This is a genomic window from Dermacoccus sp. SAI-028, assembly GCF_004346775.1.
In the GTDB taxonomy this organism is placed as follows: domain Bacteria; phylum Actinomycetota; class Actinomycetes; order Actinomycetales; family Dermatophilaceae; genus Dermacoccus; species Dermacoccus nishinomiyaensis.
Map to the genome: position 1 here is coordinate 1876701 of NZ_SMFS01000001.1, position 18447 is coordinate 1895147.

Annotated in this window: 18 protein-coding genes and 2 tRNA genes; 11 read left to right on the forward strand and 9 right to left on the reverse strand. The window is 69.6% G+C overall.

Annotated features, from left to right (window positions below; all coding sequences use genetic code 11):
* Nucleotides 1–306: 306 nt before the first annotated feature.
* The 6 genes from EDC82_RS08525 to EDC82_RS08550 all read left to right on the forward strand — a co-directional run bounded on the left by EDC82_RS08525 (nucleotide 307) and on the right by EDC82_RS08550 (nucleotide 6971).
* Nucleotides 307–1605 (forward strand): CdaR family transcriptional regulator, encoded by a 1299-nt coding sequence (locus EDC82_RS08525; RefSeq protein ID WP_074040720.1) that lies wholly within the window; start codon nucleotides 307–309, stop codon nucleotides 1603–1605.
* A 96-nt stretch (nucleotides 1606–1701) separates the two neighbouring features.
* Complete coding sequence (locus tag EDC82_RS08530; protein WP_311200828.1) at nucleotides 1702–2868, forward strand: acyltransferase domain-containing protein; 1167 nt, start codon at nucleotides 1702–1704, stop codon at nucleotides 2866–2868.
* Nucleotides 2865–3848: a beta-ketoacyl-ACP synthase III gene (locus EDC82_RS08535; RefSeq protein WP_006944239.1), complete on the forward strand. Its 984-nt coding sequence runs from the start codon at nucleotides 2865–2867 to the stop codon at nucleotides 3846–3848. The genes EDC82_RS08530 and EDC82_RS08535 overlap by 4 nt, the downstream gene beginning before the upstream one ends.
* 116 nt (nucleotides 3849–3964) lie before the next feature.
* Nucleotides 3965–4213 (forward strand): acyl carrier protein, encoded by a 249-nt coding sequence (locus EDC82_RS08540; RefSeq protein ID WP_006944284.1) that lies wholly within the window; start codon nucleotides 3965–3967, stop codon nucleotides 4211–4213.
* Nucleotides 4214–4302: 89 nt separating this feature from the next.
* Nucleotides 4303–5556 (forward strand): beta-ketoacyl-ACP synthase II, encoded by a 1254-nt coding sequence (gene fabF / locus EDC82_RS08545; protein WP_006944307.1) that lies wholly within the window; start codon nucleotides 4303–4305, stop codon nucleotides 5554–5556.
* Nucleotides 5553–6971 carry an acyl-CoA carboxylase subunit beta gene (locus EDC82_RS08550; RefSeq protein WP_006944206.1) on the forward strand — a complete coding sequence of 473 codons (1419 nt, stop codon included), beginning with the start codon at nucleotides 5553–5555 and terminating at the stop codon, nucleotides 6969–6971. Before fabF ends, EDC82_RS08550 begins: the two co-directional genes overlap by 4 nt.
* Nucleotides 6972–7045: 74 nt before the next feature.
* Here the strand turns inward: EDC82_RS08550 and EDC82_RS08555 are convergent, their stop codons facing one another.
* The 4 genes from EDC82_RS08555 to EDC82_RS08570 form a co-directional block, all read right to left on the reverse strand.
* Nucleotides 7046–7555 (reverse strand): DUF3145 domain-containing protein, encoded by a 510-nt coding sequence (locus tag EDC82_RS08555; protein WP_006944212.1) that lies wholly within the window; start codon nucleotides 7553–7555, stop codon nucleotides 7046–7048.
* Nucleotides 7556–7773: 218 nt separating this feature from the next.
* The gene (locus EDC82_RS08560) at nucleotides 7774–8589 is read right to left on the reverse strand and encodes a potassium channel family protein (RefSeq protein ID WP_051805963.1); all 816 of its coding nucleotides are present in this window, start codon (nucleotides 8587–8589) and stop codon (nucleotides 7774–7776) included.
* 121 nt (nucleotides 8590–8710) lie between these two features.
* Nucleotides 8711–8784 (reverse strand) — tRNA-Ile (locus tag EDC82_RS08565).
* 64 nt (nucleotides 8785–8848) lie between these two features.
* Nucleotides 8849–9769 carry a MerR family transcriptional regulator gene (locus tag EDC82_RS08570; protein WP_115297167.1) on the reverse strand — a complete coding sequence of 307 codons (921 nt, stop codon included), beginning with the start codon at nucleotides 9767–9769 and terminating at the stop codon, nucleotides 8849–8851.
* Between the two features lie 142 nt (nucleotides 9770–9911).
* Here EDC82_RS08570 and EDC82_RS08575 point away from each other — a divergent pair, with 142 nt between their 5' ends.
* The 5 genes from EDC82_RS08575 to EDC82_RS08595 all read left to right on the forward strand — a co-directional run bounded on the left by EDC82_RS08575 (nucleotide 9912) and on the right by EDC82_RS08595 (nucleotide 14071).
* Nucleotides 9912–10565, forward strand: coding sequence for a hypothetical protein (locus tag EDC82_RS08575; RefSeq protein WP_131941168.1), 654 nt, complete (start codon nucleotides 9912–9914; stop codon nucleotides 10563–10565).
* Between the two features lie 204 nt (nucleotides 10566–10769).
* The gene (locus tag EDC82_RS08580; RefSeq protein ID WP_006944163.1) at nucleotides 10770–11558 is read left to right on the forward strand and encodes an amino acid ABC transporter ATP-binding protein; all 789 of its coding nucleotides are present in this window, start codon (nucleotides 10770–10772) and stop codon (nucleotides 11556–11558) included.
* 34 nt (nucleotides 11559–11592) lie between these two features.
* Entirely contained in the window at nucleotides 11593–12414 is an 822-nt protein-coding gene (locus tag EDC82_RS08585; RefSeq protein WP_006944204.1) for a glutamate ABC transporter substrate-binding protein, read from the forward strand.
* Nucleotides 12415–12479: 65 nt separating this feature from the next.
* Complete coding sequence (locus EDC82_RS08590; RefSeq protein WP_038568646.1) at nucleotides 12480–13160, forward strand: amino acid ABC transporter permease; 681 nt, start codon at nucleotides 12480–12482, stop codon at nucleotides 13158–13160.
* Nucleotides 13157–14071 (forward strand): amino acid ABC transporter permease, encoded by a 915-nt coding sequence (locus EDC82_RS08595; protein ID WP_038568648.1) that lies wholly within the window; start codon nucleotides 13157–13159, stop codon nucleotides 14069–14071. Before EDC82_RS08590 ends, EDC82_RS08595 begins: the two co-directional genes overlap by 4 nt.
* Nucleotides 14072–14220: 149 nt before the next feature.
* Here EDC82_RS08595 and EDC82_RS08600 read toward each other — a convergent pair.
* The 5 genes from EDC82_RS08600 to EDC82_RS08620 all read right to left on the reverse strand — a co-directional run bounded on the left by EDC82_RS08600 (nucleotide 14221) and on the right by EDC82_RS08620 (nucleotide 18395).
* A tRNA-Asn gene (locus tag EDC82_RS08600) sits at nucleotides 14221–14293 on the reverse strand.
* A 108-nt stretch (nucleotides 14294–14401) separates the two neighbouring features.
* Nucleotides 14402–16387 (reverse strand): DNA primase, encoded by a 1986-nt coding sequence (gene dnaG, locus EDC82_RS08605; protein ID WP_131941170.1) that lies wholly within the window; start codon nucleotides 16385–16387, stop codon nucleotides 14402–14404.
* Nucleotides 16388–16480: 93 nt separating this feature from the next.
* A complete protein-coding gene (locus EDC82_RS08610) occupies nucleotides 16481–17746 on the reverse strand; it encodes a deoxyguanosinetriphosphate triphosphohydrolase (protein WP_369815077.1) in 1266 nt (421 codons plus the stop codon).
* Entirely contained in the window at nucleotides 17704–18117 is a 414-nt protein-coding gene (locus tag EDC82_RS14940) for a DUF3806 domain-containing protein (protein ID WP_006944331.1), read from the reverse strand. The genes EDC82_RS08610 and EDC82_RS14940 overlap by 43 nt, the downstream gene beginning before the upstream one ends.
* Entirely contained in the window at nucleotides 18117–18395 is a 279-nt protein-coding gene (locus tag EDC82_RS08620) for a DUF2277 domain-containing protein (protein WP_040014394.1), read from the reverse strand. The genes EDC82_RS14940 and EDC82_RS08620 overlap by 1 nt, the downstream gene beginning before the upstream one ends.
* Between the last annotated feature and the right edge of the window lie 52 nt (nucleotides 18396–18447).

Genomic DNA, 18447 nt, shown 5'->3' on the forward strand with positions numbered 1-18447 from the left:
GGGCAATGCGAACAGCGACGGGCAGAACTGGGCGACGGTTCTGCCCGTCGGGCTTCTGCGCCAAATGGTGCGCGGAGAAGCCTGACGATTCCCTCGCGGCGTCTTCCATCGGTCCGGAGTCGCAAGCTCTCCCGGCCCGAGGTGCGACACCGCCACGGGGGCGCGTCCACGTCCCCTGCATCGCACGTTGGCCGTGCGCACTCACCGTCCGTGAGTGCGCACGGCTTCGTGCTTTCCGGGGTCGGTCGGCCGACCGGTGTCGTTGCTACTCGTGGGTTCCCACAAGGCTCGGTTACGGTGACGGGCATGGCGGAACCCAGGGTGCCCTCGCGTGAATCTCTGACGGCGATGCGCCGCGGCGTCGGGGCGATGGCGACGTCGGCCGCGGCGCGCGTCGAAGCCGACCACGCCTGGTTCGCCGCGCTCAGCGCCGAGGATCGCAGCTGGATCGGCGTCATCGCGCACGGCGGCATCACGTCGTTCCTGTCGTGGCTCGAGAACCCGCACGTCGAAGGCGCCGGCGCCATCGACGTGTTCGCCGACGCACCAAGCGAACTGACGCGCAGTATCAGCCTCGAACAGACCCTCGACCTGCTGCGCACCGTCATCGAGATCGTCGAGGACGAAGCACCCGCCCTCGCGCGGGCCGACGAACGCGCGGCCGTGCGCGAAGCTGTCCTGCGCTACTCCCGTGAGGTCGCGTTCGGCGCCGCCCACGTCTACGCGCGCGCCGCGGAATCGCGCGGCGCGTGGGATGCACGCCTCGAGTCGCTCGTCGTCGACGCCGTCGTGCGCGGCGAACCCGACGAGACGCTCGGCTCCCGCGTCAATGCCCTCGGCTGGGCCGAGGTGCGCGGCGTCACCGTCGTCGTCGGCGCGAGCCCTCTCGGCAGCCAGACGAGCGTCGTCGACCCACTACGACGCGCCGCGCGTCATGCCGGGCTCGAGATCCTCGTCTCCGTCGAAGGACGGCGGATGATCGCCGTCGTCGGCGGGCTCGACGCGGCCACCCTCGCGACGCCACGCAGCGGCACATCGTCAGGCAATGCAGCAAGCACGTCGTCTCAGGCCGCCCCGCACGCCGACCCGCTCGCCGCGGCGCGACTGCTCGCCGACCACTTCGGCGACGGCCCCCTCGTGTGCGGGCCCCGCGTGCCGCACCTCTATGCGGCGGGCCGCTCTGCACGGGACGCGCTGCGCGGCTACGACGCCGCGCCGGCGGCCACCTCCTGCCGCCGCCCGGTGCACAGCGACGACCTGCTCGCCGCACGCGCCGTCTCCGGTGACGACAAGGCACGCCGCGCGCTCGCCGCACGGGTGACGGCCGCGCTCCAGCCCGATTCGGTCATGCGCGAGACGGCGCGCGCCTACATCCGTCTCGGCTCGCTGGAGGCCACGGCGCGCGAGTTGTTCGTCCATGCGAACACCGTGCGCTACCGCCTGGGGCGCACCCACGACCTCACCGGTTACGACCTCACCTGCCCCGAGGACGCCTTCGCCATCCGACTGGGCCTCATGTACGCCGACCTCGACGCAGCTCGGTCCCGCCCGCGCACCCGGCCGGACGCCTCCCGCGCCGCACGGGAGCAACCCAGCCAGGTGTGATTGGAGGTTTCCTACAAATCACACCGGCGAAGTTCGTCGGCCCGCTCGTCGCCTCGCCCACCACCTCCAGGGCAAGGTTGAGGGGTGCTAGCGATCGTGTGCCCCGGACAGGGCTCTCAGACCCCCGGTTTCCTCCGCCCTTGGCTCGAGCTGCCAGAGTTTCACTCCCGCATGGCGTGGCTGTCGGCCTGCGCCGGGATGGATCTCGTCCACCTCGGCACCGAGGGTGACGCGGAGACCATCAAGGACACCGCCGTCGCACAGCCCCTCATCGTCGGGAGCGGCCTCGTCTCGATGCTCGCGCTGTTCGCCCACCCCGTCGACGGATTCCGTTCCGTCGGTGTCGGCGCCGGCCACAGCGTCGGTGAGATCACTGCCGCGGCCTCGGCCGGCGTCCTGAGCGCCGAGCAGGCCATGGTCTTCGTCCGCGAGCGCGGTGCGGGCATGGCGCAGGCCTCGGCCGTCACGCCGACCGGCATGGCCGCCGTCGTCGGCGGCGAGGCGAAGGACGTCGTCAGCCACCTCGAAGCCCTCGGCCTCACGCCGGCCAACATGAACGGTTCCGGTCAGATCGTCGCGGCCGGCACCCTCGAGCAGATCGAGCGGCTCAAGGCCGAGCCGCCGGCGAAGGCACGCGTGATCCCGCTCCAGGTCGCGGGTGCCTTCCACACCGAGCACATGACGCCGGCCGTGGAGCGGCTCAGTGTCTTCGCGCGGGCCATCTCGACGCACGACCCTCGCATCCCCCTCGTGTCGAACAAGGACGGGCTCGTCGTCCACGACGGCACGCGGGTGCTGCGCCGCCTCGTCAGCCAGGTGAGCAACCCGGTGCGCTGGGATCTGACGATGGAGACGTTCAAGGCGATGGGCGTGACGGGCCTCATCGAGGTGCCGCCGGCCGGCACCCTGACGGGCCTCGCCAAGCGTGCCCTGCCTGGTGTCGAGACCCTGGCGCTCAAGACCCCCGACGACCTCGACGCGGCGCACCGCATGGTGCGCGAGCACGGCCAGGTCGACACCGATCTCGAACCCGCGTGGCGACTCGTCATCGCGCCGGCCAAGGGGACGATCGAGCGCGCGCCCCTCGACGAGGGCGACACCATCACCCCCGGCGAGACGATCGGACAGGTCGTCACGGCGCGCGACGCGTACAACGTCGTCGCGCCGCACGGCGGGCGCATCATCGAGTGGCTCGTCAGTGAGGGCGACCCTGTCTCTCCCGGCCAGCCCCTCGTGCGTCTTCATCCGAAGGAGGCGCAGTGAAGGCCCTCGCGCAGCGCACCGGCGCGCAGTACACCCGCATCCTCGGTTTCGGCGGTTACCGCCCGCAGCGGCTCGTGCCGAACAGCGAGATCGTCGAGGCCATCGACTCCTCCGACGAGTGGATCCAGGAGCGCTCCGGTGTCCGCACGCGTCATTTCGCGCGCGACGACGAGACGATGCTCGACATGGCCGAGTCGGCGGCGCGCGACGCGATCGCACGCTCCGGTGTCGACCCGGCGACGATCGACGGCGTCATCCTCGGCTCGGTCACGCACGACATGTTCACGCCCGCCGCTGCGCCGATGCTCGCGGATCGACTGGGGCTGGACTCCCCCGTCGCGTTCGACCTGTCCGCCGCCTGCGCCGGGTACTGCCACGGCATCGGTGTCGCCTCCGACCTCGTGCGGGCCGGTAGCGCGAGCACTGTCCTCGTCCTCGGCGCCGAGCGCCTGACGTCCGTGCTCGATCCGAGCGACCGCGGCACCGCCTTCATCTTCGGTGACGGCGCGGGCGCGGCGATCGTCGGCGCGAGCGACCACGTCGGCATCGGCCCGACGATCTGGGGCAGTGACGGAGCGGCGTGGGAGGCCATCCGCCCCAACGTGCTCGAGGACGGCTCGCCCGGCCCGACGATCACGATGCAAGGTCAGAGCGTCTTCCGCTGGGCGGTGTGGAGCATGGCTCCCGTCGCGCTGCGCGCCATCGACGCCGCGGGCCTGAGCGTCGACGACATCGACGTGTTCATCCCGCATCAGGCGAACGTCCGCATCATCGACGCCATGGCCAAGCAGATGAAGCTACCCGAACGCGTCGTCATCGCGCGCGACATCGTCGACACGGCCAACACGTCCGCCGCGTCGGTGCCGCTCGCCGCCGAACGACTCGTGCGCGAGGGGCAGGCCAAGAGCGGCGATCTCGCGCTGCAGATCGGTTTCGGCGCGGGCCTCGCCTACGCGGCGCAGGTCGTCGAGATCCCCTGAGCCGCACCGCGACTCAGCATTCAGCTCCCGCGCCTCGGCGGGCCATCCGGGGCAAGGAAAGAACCGCAGACGGAGTCGATCGACGAACGGTCGACGTCACGACAAGGAGAAACACCATGGCTGCTTCCGAGCAGGAGATCCTCGCCGGCCTCGCCGAGATCGTCAACGAGGAGACCGGCATCGACGCCGCCTCCGTGCAGAGCGACAAGTCGTTCACCGACGACCTCGACATCGACTCGCTGTCGATGATGACGATCGTCGTCAACGCCGAGGAGAAGTTCGGCGTCCGCATCCCCGACGAAGAGGTCAAGAACCTCGTCACCGTCGGCGACGCCGTCAGCTACATCAAGAACGCCCAGGCCTGAACGGCCCCCGTCGACGCGCCGCCCCGGCACCTCGCCCGCCCGGGCGGCGCGTCGCACCCCATTCTTTCGTGCCCCACCAAGGAGCCAGCATGACCCCGAACCGCGACGCCCGCATCGTCGTCACCGGCATCGGTGCGACGACCCCGCTCGGCGGCACCGCACCCGAGACGTGGGACGCCCTGCTCGCCGGTCGTTCCGGTGCTCGCGCGCTGCCCGCCGAATGGCTGGAGCAGTTCGAGCTGCCCGTGACGTTCGCCGCGTCCATCGCCCAGGACCCGGCCGAGGTGCTGACGAAGGTCGAGACGCGCCGCATGGACCGCAGCGCCCAGTACGCGCTCATCGCAGGGCGCGAGGCGTGGGCAGACGCGGGCAGCCCCGAGGTGGAGCCGGAGCGACTCGCAGTCGCGTTCGGCACCGGCATCGGCGGGGTGACGACGCTGCTCGACCAGTGGGATGTCATGCGCGAGAAGGGCCCGCGTCGCGTGTACCCGCTGACGGTGCCGATGCTCATGCCCAACACCTCTGCGGGCAACCTGTCGCTCGAGTTCGGTGCGCGCGCAGGCGCCCACACGACCGTCTCCGCGTGCGCCTCCGGCGCCGAGGCGATGGGTCTCGCGATCGACATCATCCGCTCGGGCCGCGCCGACGTCGTCATCGCCGGCGGCACCGAGGCGCCGATGCACCCGCTGCCGTTCGCCGGGTTCGCGGCGATGAAGGCCCTCTCGACGCGCAACGACGACCCGCAGGCCGCCTCCCGCCCGTACGACACTGGCCGTGACGGCTTCGTCATGGGCGAGGGTGCTGCGGTCGTCGTGCTCGAGTCCGAGGAGCACGCGAAGGCGCGCGGCACGCGGATCTACGCCGAGCTCGCGAGCATCGGCATGTCCGCCGACGCCCACCACATCACCGCGCCCGAACCCGAGGGTGCCGGTGCCAAGCGGGCGATGCGTCAGGCCGTCGATGCCGCCGGTCTGACGCCCGCCGACATCTGCCACATCAACGCCCACGCAACCTCGACGCCCGTCGGTGACGTCGCCGAGGCGAACGCGATCCGCGCCGCGTTCGGCGCCGACGCCGACCACATGGCGGTGGCCGCGACGAAGTCGATGACGGGTCACCTGCTCGGCGCTGCGGGCGCGCTGGAGGCCGTCATCACGGTGCTGTCGGTGCACCACCGCCTCGTTCCGGCGGCCATCAACATCGACGACCTCGACCCCGCCATCGACCTCGACGTCGTGCGCAGCGAGGCCCGCACGCTGCCCGAGGGCGACATCGCGGCCCTCAACAACTCGTTCGGCTTCGGCGGCCACAACGTCGCCCTCACGATTCGGAGCGCCTCATGAACGCCCTCACCGCCACCGCGCCGGCCGAGGCCGACGTCGACCCGCGCGACCCGTATCGCCGCCTCGAGAACTTCCTCGACGCCGGCAGCGTCGACGTCATCGCCGAGGTCGAGCGCTCCGGCTTCGTCTCCGCTCGCGGCACCGCCGACGGCACGCCCGTCGTCGTGTTCTGCTCCGACGCGCGGGTGCAGGGCGGCGCGATGGGTGTCGAGGGGTGCAAGGCGATCGTCGAGGCCTACGAGATCGCCCTCGCCGAGAACCTGCCCGTCATCGGGCTGTGGCACTCCGGCGGTGCGCGACTGGCCGAGGGCGTCGTCAGCCTGCATGCCGTCGGCGAGGTGTTCGCCATCATGACGCGGGCGTCGGGCAAGATCCCGCAGATCTCCGTGGTCATCGGCGCCGCCGCCGGTGGTGCCGCCTACGGGCCGGCGCTGACGGACGTGGTCATCATGGCCGATCAGGGCCGCATCTTCGTGACGGGCCCCGACGTCGTGCGCTCGGTGACGGGCGAGAACGTCGACGCCGCACGCCTCGGCGGGCCCGAACCGCACGGTCGACGCTCGGGCGTGGTCCACGTCGTCACGGCCACAGAGGATGAGGCCTTCGAGCGAGGCCGTCTGCTCGCCTCGCTCATGGCGAATCAGGGCGAGTTCGACCTCGGATCGCTCGAAGAGCGCGACCTCGGCGCCACGTTCCCCGAGAACCCGAAGCGCGCCTACGACGTGCACCCCCTCGTCGACGACCTGTTCGACGATGCGGGTGAGCAGGTCGAGCTGCACGCGAAGTGGGCGCCCAACATCGTCACCTCGCTCGGGCGCCTCGGCGGGCGCACCGTCGGCGTCATCGCGAACAACCCGATGCGTCTCGGCGGGTGCCTCGACTCCCCCGCCGCGGAGAAGACGTCCCGTTTCGTGCGCATGTGCGACGCGTTCGGCATCCCCCTCGTCGTGCTCGTCGACGTCCCCGGCTACCTGCCTGGCGTCGGTCAGGAGTGGGACGGCGTGGTGCGCCGCGGCGCGAAGCTGCTGCACGCGTTCGCCGAGGCGGTCGTGCCGCGCGTGACGCTCGTGACGCGCAAGACGTACGGCGGCGCGTACATCGCGATGAACAGCCGCTCCCTCGGCGCGACGCGCGTGTTCGCGTGGCCGAGCGCGGAGGTCGCCGTCATGGGTCACGTCGCTGCCGTGCGCATCCTGCACCGTCGCCGGCTCGCGGAGGTCGACGAGGCCGCGCGTCCCCGGGTCGAGGAGGAACTAGCCGCCGAGCATGCCGTGCTCGCGGGTGGACTGGAACGCGCCCAGGAGATCGGTGTCGTCGACGAGGTCGTCGAGCCGGCCGAGACGCGCGGAGCGCTCGCTTCGGCACTGGCCGCCGCACCCGCGCGTCGCGGGCAGCACGGCAACATCCCACTGTGATCTGACGCCCACCCGGCATGACGAAGGCCGCTTGCTCCCCCAGAGAGCAAGCGGCCTTCGACGTGTGTGGTGCGTCAGCCGACGCGGTGCAGCCAGCGCACGGGAGCGCCGTCGCCGGCGTAGCGGAAGGGCTCGAGCTCCTGGTCCCAGGCGGTGCCGAGCAGCTCGGCCATCTCGGCCCGGAACTCCTCAGGGTCGCCCTGGCTCGCGACGAGGGCGCTGCGCAGGCGGTCCTCGCTGACGACGGCGTCGCCGCTCGCCGACGTCCACGTGTGGTGGATGCCGAGGTTCGGGGTGTGCGACCAGCGTGAGCCGTCGTTGCCGGGTGAGGGTTCTTCGGTGACTTCGTAGCGCACGTGATCCCAGCCGCGCAGCGCGCTCGCGAGCTTTGCGCCGCTGCCTGGTTCGCCGCTCCAGCTGAACTCGCTGCGCACGAGGCCCGGCGCGACGGGCTGCTGCGTCCACTCGAGGTTGACGTCGGCGCCGAGGACGCTCTCGAGCGCCCACTCGATGTGAGGGCACAGCGCAGCGGGGGTGGAGTGCACGAAAACCACCCCGCGCGTCATGACGCGAGTCATCGACATCCGAACCTCCTGGTGTTCGCGAGGGACGTCTTCCCCAACGACCTCAGCCACACCCAGGAATCCGATGATGTGTGCCGCCATTCTGCACGATGGCGACGCTGCAGGCCAGCACCCGTGCGGCGTGGCTAAGAATCAACCTGTCACTCTGGCGCATGCGGTGCTCACCCCGTGGGAGCGACACGCCCGCGTGTCCTGGCGAGCTGTCTCGCAGTGCCCGCTCAGAGGATGTCGTCGCTCTCGGGCGCTGCGGCCCGGTGCGACGCCGTCCGGCCCCGTAGTTCCGCGACGTCGGCGCGCAGGGCTCGGATCTCATGGGTGAGTGCTTCGACCTCGTCGCGCATGCGGTCGTCGGCGGCGACCTCGCCGTCCTCCTCGCGGACGCGATCGAGGATCCATGACGCCACCGAACCCGTGACGACACTGAACAGCGCGATGCCGCTGAACATGAGGCAGGCGGCGACGACACGTCCGCTCGGTGTCACGGGGTGGTGCTCGCCGTAGCCGACCGTCGTGATCGTCGTCGTCGCCCACCACAGGGCGTCGCCGAAGGTGTGGATGTTGGCGCCCGGCGCCTTGCGTTCGGCGTCGAGGACGGCGAGTGCGCCGAGCAACAGCACCGTCAGCGTCGCGAACCCGAGGTAGGCGACGATGCGGCCGCGCAGGGTGCGTCCGAGGCGCTTGTCGAGCAGCCGCAGCAGGGCGATGAGCTGCATCGTGCGCAGCGGTTGCAGCGCGGGCAGGACGAGGACGAGCACGTCAAGCCCGGAGTGGCGCAGGAAGCCGCGACGGTCGCGGGAGAGGTGGAGGCGCGCGAAGTAGTCACCGACGAACGCGAGGTAGGTGATGACGTTGAGTGCATGGAACGTCAGGATGACATCGGTCGGCAGGCTCGGCCGGAGAATGGGTGCGGCATACGAGGCGATGAAGACGAGCGCCAGGATGCCGAGAGGGACGCGCGTCGTCTCCTGCCACTTCTCCCGCGCGCCTTCACCGGATGATGCCGGGCCGGTGCTCACCCACGGCGCGTTGCTCATGCGCCCATCGTAGGGGGAGGCGCGCCCTCGCGCACCGACGGCCGCCGACATACGCCCTGCGAGAAGGCGGCTCGCCTCGAGATGACGACGTCCTCGGCGTGACGGCGTGACGACGTCCGAGTAGGGCGGGCGGGGCTTGAACCCGCGACCCAGGGATTATGAGTCCCCTGCTCTGACCAGCTGAGCTACCGCCCCTCGCCCGCTCGTCGCGGGCCGCAAGAGAGTTTAACCCCCGTGACGTGGGGTTACCCACGTGGCGTCAGCCGACCAACTGTGCGGCGGCGTCGGAGTCGGATCGTCCGGTGCGCCCCGATTCGTCGATGAGTGCAGAAGCTGCGGCGACGACGTCCTGCGACATCGCCTCGACGCCGAGGTCGGCGCAGATGGTTTCGGTGGCGCCGCGCCCGCCGATGAGGAGGCGGTAGGAGCGCGCGAGGTCACGCAGCTCGTCGAGCGAGCGACGGAACGTCGTGTCACGCGTCGCAGCCATGACGACGAGATCGGGCTGCAGGATCGAGCACGCCTGCGCAAGATCAGCGACAGGCGTCTCCTGGCCGATGTAGCGAATACGCCACCCCGAGCGCGCGAGAAGCACCCCGAGCACGAGCAGTGGAAAGTCGTGCTGCTCCCCCGGCGGGCAGGCGAGGACGACGAGGGGCCCGTCACCATCGGCCCACATGAGGCTGTAGCTGTCGAGGCGACGGCGGATGAGTTGCGTCGCGAAGTGCTCGTGCGCGACGGACACCTCACCCCGCTCCCAACGCCCGCCCAACTGCACGAGGAACGGCATGAGGCCGTCACGCAAGGCTTCCTCGAGCCGATGCGACGACAGCAGCCGATCCAGCGCGGCACTCAGGGCGAACTCGTCGAACCGGTCGACAGCGCGGTGCATCTCGTAGACGATGGCTGCGGCATCGATACGTCGGCCGGCCGGGATCTGGGCGACGACGTTCGCGTTGACGCGGCGCGCGGCCTCCGCGATGGACACACCTTGCTCGCGTAGGCCCAGCACCGCAGAGACGCGACGGACGTCGAGTTCGCTGTAGACGCGGTAGCCGCCCGTCGTGCGCGACGGTTTGAGGATGCCGTAACGGCGCTCCCAGGCGCGAAGGGTGTGAGTCGACACCCCGACGCGTTCGGCGAGTTCGCCGATCTGCAGCCCCTCGACATGCGTTGACATACGCAGAGATTAGCGACCTTGAGAACGTTAGACAAAGGTTTGTCGGCGCCTGTCACCCCGCCTTACGTTCAAAGGAACGCCGCACACAGCGAGTTCCCATTCGTCGGCGCCCGCCGCAGCTGCCGACCAGAAGGGGGCGACCATGAGCACGGCACTCGAGACCGACACATCTTTCAGTGACCTTGGTCTGAGCCTGCCCGCACTGGCCCGCCTGCGGCTGCACCAGACCTGGACGGCGCCGCTGCCCGTCAGCTCTACCCAGGCAGCTGAACTGTGGCTCGCCGACCTCGCCCTGCCCGTACGCCTCTCCCGGTGGGCGCATGGCTTCCGCTCGTACGACCTCGGCGCGTTCACCGCGGATGAGTTCGCCGCGCGTAAGCGTGACGTTCTCGCCGCCTGTGGCCGCACGGACGGCCGCGTCCTCATGCTCGCGCAGCCGGCCCGCGACGCCGTCGCGCCCCGTATCTACTGGGTCCTCGAGGAGGACGACACCCCCGTCGCGCACATCGCCGAGATCGTCCATGACGGCGAGCGCCTCGGCATGTTCGTCACCGGCGCCGAGGGCAGGCACGTCCAGGGGCGGCTCGTCATCGACGGCATCCCGACCGAGACGGTCGGGCAGCTGCGCGCCCACCTCGACGTTGACGGTGTGCGCGTCGGCCTCCAGCTCACGAGCGTCGACGGTTCCCCGGTGCTGACGATGTCGCTCACCGGCACGCTCACGTCGGGTTCGTCGCGCGCCCTGATCCAGTCGGCGCAGCGCGCGGCAGCGTCACAACGCGTCCTCGCCGCCTGAGACACTCACAGATTCGCTCGCGACCCCGGCCACCAGGTGGAGCCGGGGTCGTGAGTCGTCAACAGCGTGAGACGAGCGCGGGTGCTGCGGGATCTGACGGGTCAGTAGATATCGACAACCTATCCACGCTCATGTGTAGCAATTAGGTCACGAATGAGCGCGGCGGCGCCGTAGCGGCCTGTGGGCGTGACTACGATCACTGCCATGACCGGAGCCACCACTGCCCCAGCGCACAGTGACATCACCGCCCAGCGAGGCGAACCCCTCGTCGTGCTCGACGGAGTGAACAAGCACTTCGGCGACCTGCACGTCCTCAAGGACATCGACCTGAGCGTCAATCGCGGTGAGGTCGTCGTCGTGCTCGGCCCCTCGGGATCCGGCAAGTCGACGCTGTGCCGCACGATCAACCGGCTCGAGACGATCGAGTCCGGAACGATCACGATCGACGGCAAGGCGCTGCCCGAGGAGGGCGCGGCGCTGGCGAAGCTGCGCGCCGACGTCGGCATGGTGTTCCAGTCGTTCAACCTGTTCGCCCACAAGACGATTCTCGACAATGTCACCCTCGGCCCCATCAAGGTCCGCAAGCAGAGCAAGGCCGACGCGGAGGCGAAGGCGATGGAGCTGCTCGAACGCGTCGGTGTCGCCCACCAGGCGAAGAAGTTCCCGGCCCAGCTCTCCGGCGGCCAGCAGCAACGCGTCGCCATCGCCCGCTCCCTCGCGATGGAACCGAAGGTGATGCTCTTCGACGAGCCGACGTCAGCGCTCGACCCCGAGATGATCAACGAGGTCCTCGACGTCATGGCGCAGCTCGCCGCCGACGGCATGACGATGATCTGCGTCACCCACGAGATGGGCTTCGCCCGCCGCGCCGCCGACCGCGTGATCTTCATGGCGGACGGCGCCATCCTCGAGCAGGCGGCCCCCGAACAGTTCTTCAGCAACCCGACGACCGATCGTGCCCGGGACTTCCTCGGCAAGATTCTCACCCACTGACGCAGGCCGTCAGCAAACCCAGGAGGAAACAGACATGAAGCGTGCCATCGCCACCGCAGGTGTCGCCGCCCTCGCCCTCGGCCTGACGGCCTGTGGCGGCAGCGACGACAAGAGCTCGTCCGGCTCGGGCGACAAGATCAAGATCGGCATCAAGTACGACCAGCCCGGCCTCGGACTCAAGGCCGGCTCGGACTACAAGGGCCTCGACGTCGACGTCGCCAAGTACGTCGCGAAGGAGATGGGCTACGGCGAGGACAAGATCGACTTCGTCGAGTCGCCCTCCAAGCAGCGCGAGAAGATGCTCGAGGCGGGCACCGTCAAGATGATCTTCGCCACGTACTCGATCACCGACAAGCGCAAGCAGCAGGTCTCCTTCGGCGGCCCCTACTTCGTCGCCGGCCAGTCGGTCCTGACGAAGGCGGACAGCGACATCAAGAGCGTCAAGGACCTCGCGGGCAAGAAGGTCTGCTCCGTCACCGGCTCGACGTCGGTCGACAACCTGAAGAAGCAGCAGCCGAACCTCGTCCCCCAGCAGTACGACAAGTACTCCGAGTGCGCGGACGCGCTCGCCTCCGGCGCCATCGACGCGATGACGACGGACAACACGATCCTCGCCGGCTACGCCAACCAGGATGCCTACAAGGGCAAGTTCAAGCTCGTCGGCGATGCCTTCACCGAGGAGAAGTACGGCGTCGGCCTCAAGAAGGGCGACAAGGACACCTGCGAGAAGGTCAACAAGGCCATCACGAAGATGGTCGACTCCGGTGAGTGGAAGAAGGCCGTCGAGTCGAACCTCGGCGCCGACTTCCGCTACGACACGAAGCTCAACCCGCCGAAGCCGGCAGCCTGCTCCTGATCCACGCGCGGTGTCGGGCGCGGCACCCGCCGCGCCCGTCACCGTCACCCATTGAAAGGCCTTGCATGTCAACGCTTTTCAGCGATTATCATCTGCTCGACGCGTTGTGGATGACGATCAAGCTGACCCTCGTGGCTGCCGTGGGCTCCCTCGTCCTCGGCACGCTCGTCGCCGTCCTGCGCATGTCGCCGGTGCCGATGCTGCGCTTCCTCGGCACGTCCTACATCAACATCTTCCGCAACACTCCCCTGACGCTCATCATCCTGTCGTGCAACCTCGTGCTGTGGGCCAAGCTCGGCGTCGAGCTCGCGGACAGCAAGAGCCCCGACTTCTTCACGACGAACAACTTCCGCCTGGCGGTGCTCGGCCTGACGGTGTACCACGCCGCCTACGTCTGCGAGGCGCTGCGTTCCGGCGTCAACACGATCCCGCTCGGGCAGGCCGAGGCCGCGCGTTCGATCGGGCTCACGTTCAGCCAGTCACTGCGTGAGGTCATCCTGCCGCAGGCGTTCCGCGGCGCGATCGTCCCCCTCGGCAACGCGCTCATCGCGCTGACGAAGAACACCACGGTCGCCGTCGTCATCGGCGTCATGGAGATGGCCGCGATGCTGGCGAAGGTGACCGAGGACGACCCGGGCCTGCTCAACCAGGCGTTCTCCGCCTCGGCCCTCGCCTTCGTGGCACTGACCCTGCCGACGGGTCTGCTCGTCGGCTACCTCGGCAAGAAACTGGCGGTGAAGCGATGAGTAGCGGAGTTCTCTTCGACGCCCCGGGCCCGAAGGCCCGCCGGCGACACGCCGTCCTGACGGTGCTCGGCGCCCTCGTCCTTCTCGGCCTGCTGTGGCTCGTCTACCGCCGTCTCGACGACAAGGGCCAGCTCACCTCGGCCATGTGGAAGCCGTTCCTCGAGGCCTCGACGTGGCAGGACTACATCCTGCCGGGCCTGCTCGGCACGTTGAAGGCCGCCGGCACCGCCATGATCGGCGCCGCCGTCTTCGGCATCGTCTTCGCGATGGCCCGCATGTCGCATGTGCGGCCCCTGCGGTGGGTCGCCGGCGTCATCGTCGAGCTGGGCCGCGCCGTGCCCGTGTTGCTCATGATGCTGTTCGTCTACGGCTGGCTCTCGACCCGCGGTGACAACGACAACAACCCGTTCATCGCGACGGTCGTCGCCCTCGTCATCTACAACGGTGCGGTCGTCGCCGAGGTCATCCGCTCCGGCGTCGACCAGCTGCCGAACGGGCAGCGTGAGGGGGGTCTGTCCGTCGGTCTGACACAGACGCAGACCCTGCGCTCGATCCTGCTGCCGCAGGCGATCACCGCGATGATGCCGACGCTCATCAGCCAGCTCGTCGTCGTGCTCAAGGACACCGCGCTGGGGTACAACGTGCTCTACGGCGAGATGCTCTACAAGGCCAAGAACGCCGCGGTCTCGTCGGCGAACATCGTGCCGATGATCTTCGTCGTGGCGCTCATCTACATCGCGCTCAACTACACGATCTCGAAGATCGCCGTCCTCGTCGAGAAGCGCCTGCAGAACCGCGGGCAGGCAGCCGGCGCGGGCGAACACGGCGACGGGCCGGGCGCGGGCGTGACCGCCGGGGTCGCCGTCACCGGCGCCCCGGGCGTCAACTTCGGCGAGCAACACACGACCTGACGTTCGCGCACACGACGCGGGGGCCTCGACCATGATCGGTCGAGGCCCCCGCGTCGTGTTGCGTCAGGACGCGCTCAGCGGCGCACGAGCCGCCACAGCATGCGAGAACCGCCCCGTATCATGGTGATACGAGGCGGTTCTCGGTGATGCTCCCCCACTTGGACTCGAACCAAGAACCCTCCGATTAACAGTCGAATGCTCTGCCAATTGAGCTATAGGGGAATGCTCGACCCAGCGGTTCAGGCTCTCACCCGAACGTTTGGCGCGCCGTAACTATAGCAAAGGTTAGACGCGCGTTCACAATCGCAGCCTTGCGCTCGCCCGGGGCACCTATCTCAGACCGGCCTCGCGCAGCGCGTTGAGCTGCGTCTGCAACTGGAACAGGTGCGCACTCGCTGCACGGGAGGCGTCTGCGTAACCCGGCGCGTTCGGGTCGAGCCGGCGAAGCTGCCCCATGGCATCGGCGATCGCCGAGCTGAGCGCGCCCTCCTGCACGTTCTGGATGAGCGCCGCGACATAACGCTCATCCGGGCGGCCCGTCGCCTCGTCGAGTTTCGTCGGCAGGTCACGGACGACGAGCTCGTTGAGCACGTCATGCAGCTGCGGGTCGGTGCCGCGCCGCACGGCCTCGTTCCACGCCCCGATCGACGCCACGGAACCCGGTCCGCCGGCCACGATCGCCGCCGCCAGGATGAGCTGGTGCGCCGGCGCGCTGAAGTCCCCCGGTACGAGCTGATCGAACACGGTGCCCTTCAACGACTCCGGGTACTGCAGCATCACCTGCAACAGCTGCCGCTCCCCCGCGATCGACGGATCACGCGGGTTCGGCTTCGGGATGCTCGGACGCTGCGGCTCAGCGGCCTCCGACACGCTCTGGCCCTCGCGCTGCCCACCGCCGGGGCCCGACGATGGCTGCTGAGAACCCTGCCGCGATGCGGCCGGCGACTCCTCCCGCCGCGGCGGGCGTCGCTCGCTCAGCTTGCCGCGCGGCGCGGTGCGCACGGCTGCGCTGAGCTGCTCGATCTCGACTCCGATCCACCCGGCGACCGTGCGCACGTACTCGGGCCGCAGCGTCTGGTCACGGATGCCGGCGATGATGGGGGCCACCGCGCGCATGGCGGCGACGCGCCCCTCCGCGTGGTCGAGGTCGAACCCCGCGATCGTCGTGCGCACGGCGAACTCGAACATCGGCACCGCGTCTTCGATGAGACCGCGCACCGCCTCATCGCCCTGGCGCAGGCGCAGGTCGCACGGGTCCATCCCGTCCTTCGCGACGGCGACGAACGACTGGCTCGCCCAGCGCTGATCCTCGTCGAACGCCTTCATCGCCGCCTTCTGGCCGGCGGCGTCACCGTCGAACGTGAAGATGACGCGCGCGGGGGTGCCCCCGGCCTCGTCACGCATGATGCGACGCAACGACTTGATGTGATCCACGCCGAACGCCGTGCCACACGTCGCGACGGCATTGTCGACGCCCGCGAGGTGCGCGGCCATGACGTCGGTGTAGCCCTCGACGACGACAGCGCGTCGCTCGCGCGCGATCGTCTTCTTCGCGAGGTCCAACCCGTACAGGACGTGGGTCTTCTTGTAGACCGGCGTCTCGCTCGTGTTGAGGTACTTCGCCTCGATGCGGTCGTCTTCGAAGATGCGGCGCGCGCCGAAGCCGACGGTGTCGCCCGTGATGTCGCGGATCGGCCAGACGACGCGGCCACGGAACCGGTCGTAGAGGCCCCGCGACGACTGACCGACGAGCCCGGCAGTCGTCATCTCCTCGGGGCTGAAACCCTTGGCGCGCAGGTGCGCCGTCAGCGCGTCGCCGGTGCGTGGCGCGAAGCCGACGCCGAAGTGCTGCGCGGCCTTGCCGTCGAAACCCTTGGCGCGCAGGAAATCCCGCCCGGCGCGGGCAGACGGGTCGCGAAGCAGCGCCTCGGTGTAGAACTCCTCCGCCACGCGGTGCGCCTCGACGAGCCGCATGCGCCGCCCCGGCGGCTCACGGTCGGGCCGCTCGCCCTCCTCGTAACGCAGCACCATCCCGGCCTTCGCGGCGAGGCGCTCGACGGACTCGGTGAACGACAGGTGCTCGGTCTCCATGACGAACGAGATGACGTCACCCGACTGACCGCACCCGAAACAGTGATAGACACCGACGGCGGGACGCACGGTGAAGCTCGGCGTCTTCTCGTCGTGGAACGGGCACAACCCCTTGAGCGAACCGGCGCCCGCGCGCCGCAGCGTCACGTGCTCGGAGACGACGTCCTCGATGTTGACGCGATCCTTCACGGCAGCGATGTCCTCTGCCTTGATCAGCCCCGCCACGTCACTCCTTCCCACCTCACGCGATGCCCGGCCACGGCCGGCTCGGCACGCACCGTAAGTGTAGGCGCGGCCACCGACAACCCCATCCGATCGTCACGACGGGGCGTGCGCCGCCTCCGCGAGCGCTCGCCCGTCCGTCAACGACGCGACCTGGTCGATGACGACGCGGAGCACGCCGGCATCGTCGGCCGCGGCGCGCGCGTCGTCGAGAAAAGGTACGTCCATGCGCTCGGGATCAGCGACGAGACGGGCGACGAGTGACTCGACGACCTCGCGCTGCACCCGGTGCTGCGCCTCGCGTGCCTGCGTGAACATGACGAAGTGCGCCGACATTCCCTTGAGGACCGCGACCTGTGCACGCACGTCGTCGGGCACGACGAGCACAGCGTCGTACCGCGCGAGCGGCTGGTGGCCGTACGCGGCGCGCGTGGCGTCCTCGGGTGCCGCTGCGAAACGGCCGATGAGCTTGCTCGTCATGTCCTTCAACGCCGCCAGATCGCGGCGCGAACCGACGAACGATGCCGGCAGGTCGTCGTGCAGCAGGGCGTCGAAGGCCTCCGCGAGCGCGTCATCACTCAGATCGGGCGCGTACCGGGCGCGCGCCGCGGCGATGACGCCGGCACGCTCAGCCGGCGAGCGCAACGCCCGCAACTCCAGCGCACCGGCCGCGACGGCGTCCTCGATGTCATGGACGCTGTAGGCGACGTCGTCGGCCCAGTCCATGACCTGCGCCTCGAGGCACGTGCGTGCCGGCGCCTCGGTGCGCACGAACGCGAAGACGTCCGCGTCGTCTTCGTAGACACCGAACTTCGTGGTGCCCGCCGGGCCCTCGCCACGGCGCCACGGGTACTTCGTCGCCGCATCCAGCGTCGCGCGCGTGAGATTGAGCCCGACGGAGCGCCCTCCCGAGGTGTGCCGCTTCGCCTCGAGGCGCGTCAGCAGCCGGAAGGTCTGCGCGTTGCCCTCGAACCCGCCGATGTCGGCCGCGAGCGCGTCGAGCACGCTCTCGCCGAAGTGCCCGAACGGCGGGTGGCCGATGTCGTGCGCGAGACATGCGGCGTCGACGACGTCCGAGTTGCAACCGAGCGCGTCCGCGAGTTCGCGCCCGATCTGCGCGACCTCGAGCGAGTGCGTCAACCGGTTGCGCACGAAGTCGTCCGTCCCGGCCTGCCACACCTGCGTCTTCGTCGACAGCCTCCGCAGCGAGGCGCTGTGCACGATGCGCGCTCGATCGCGCGCGAAGTCGTCACGATCACTGCGCTTGCGGGTGCGATCCTCCGCGACGAAGCGCTCCCGATCGCGCGCCGCGTACGTGCTCAGCGAAGCACCTCGAGCTGCGTGCGTAGGTCGCGTGCCCAGTCGGCGAGCCAGTCGCGCTGCATCTCGTTCCAGGCATCGGCGACGAAGTCGCTCGGGAACATGATGCTCGACTCGTCCGGCAGCGACAGCCCGATGTCGCGGCCCTCGGCGTCCGTGATGACCCGCCACTCGAGCACCGTCTCCAGGGTCAACCACTGCCCCAGCGCGAAGCCGATCATCGCGACGAACGGCGTCGGATCCTCGCGCTCGGTCTCGTCCTGCGCGATGACCCGGTCGACGTAACTCTCGTACGCCGCGTCGATCGTCGCGACGTCGGTGACGTCTATGTTCCAGCGCGCCGCGTCATCGAGCCAGCCGTCGAGAACGGTCTGCTCGGCCTCGCCGACGGGTTCGACGATGATGTCGGCCATCAGCTCGCCACCGCCGCGTAGCGCTGCGCCGCGCGGGCGCGCGCCTTGCTCGCCTCGACCTCGCGGTCCTTGGGCGGCGCGCTCGTCACGAGAGAGTCGATCAGCTCGCGCGAGGCCTGCGCGATGACGTCGACGGCGCGCTCGTAGGCGGCTTCGTTGGCGCTCGACGGCTTGGCCGAGCCGCCGATCTTGCGCACGTACTGCAGGGCTGCGGCACGCACCTCCTCGTCAGTCGCGGGGGGCGCGAAGTTGTTGAGCGGGCGGATGTTGCGGCACATGCCTAAAGCGTGCCACACGACGCCGACAACAGCCGTCGCATCGGGCGCCACG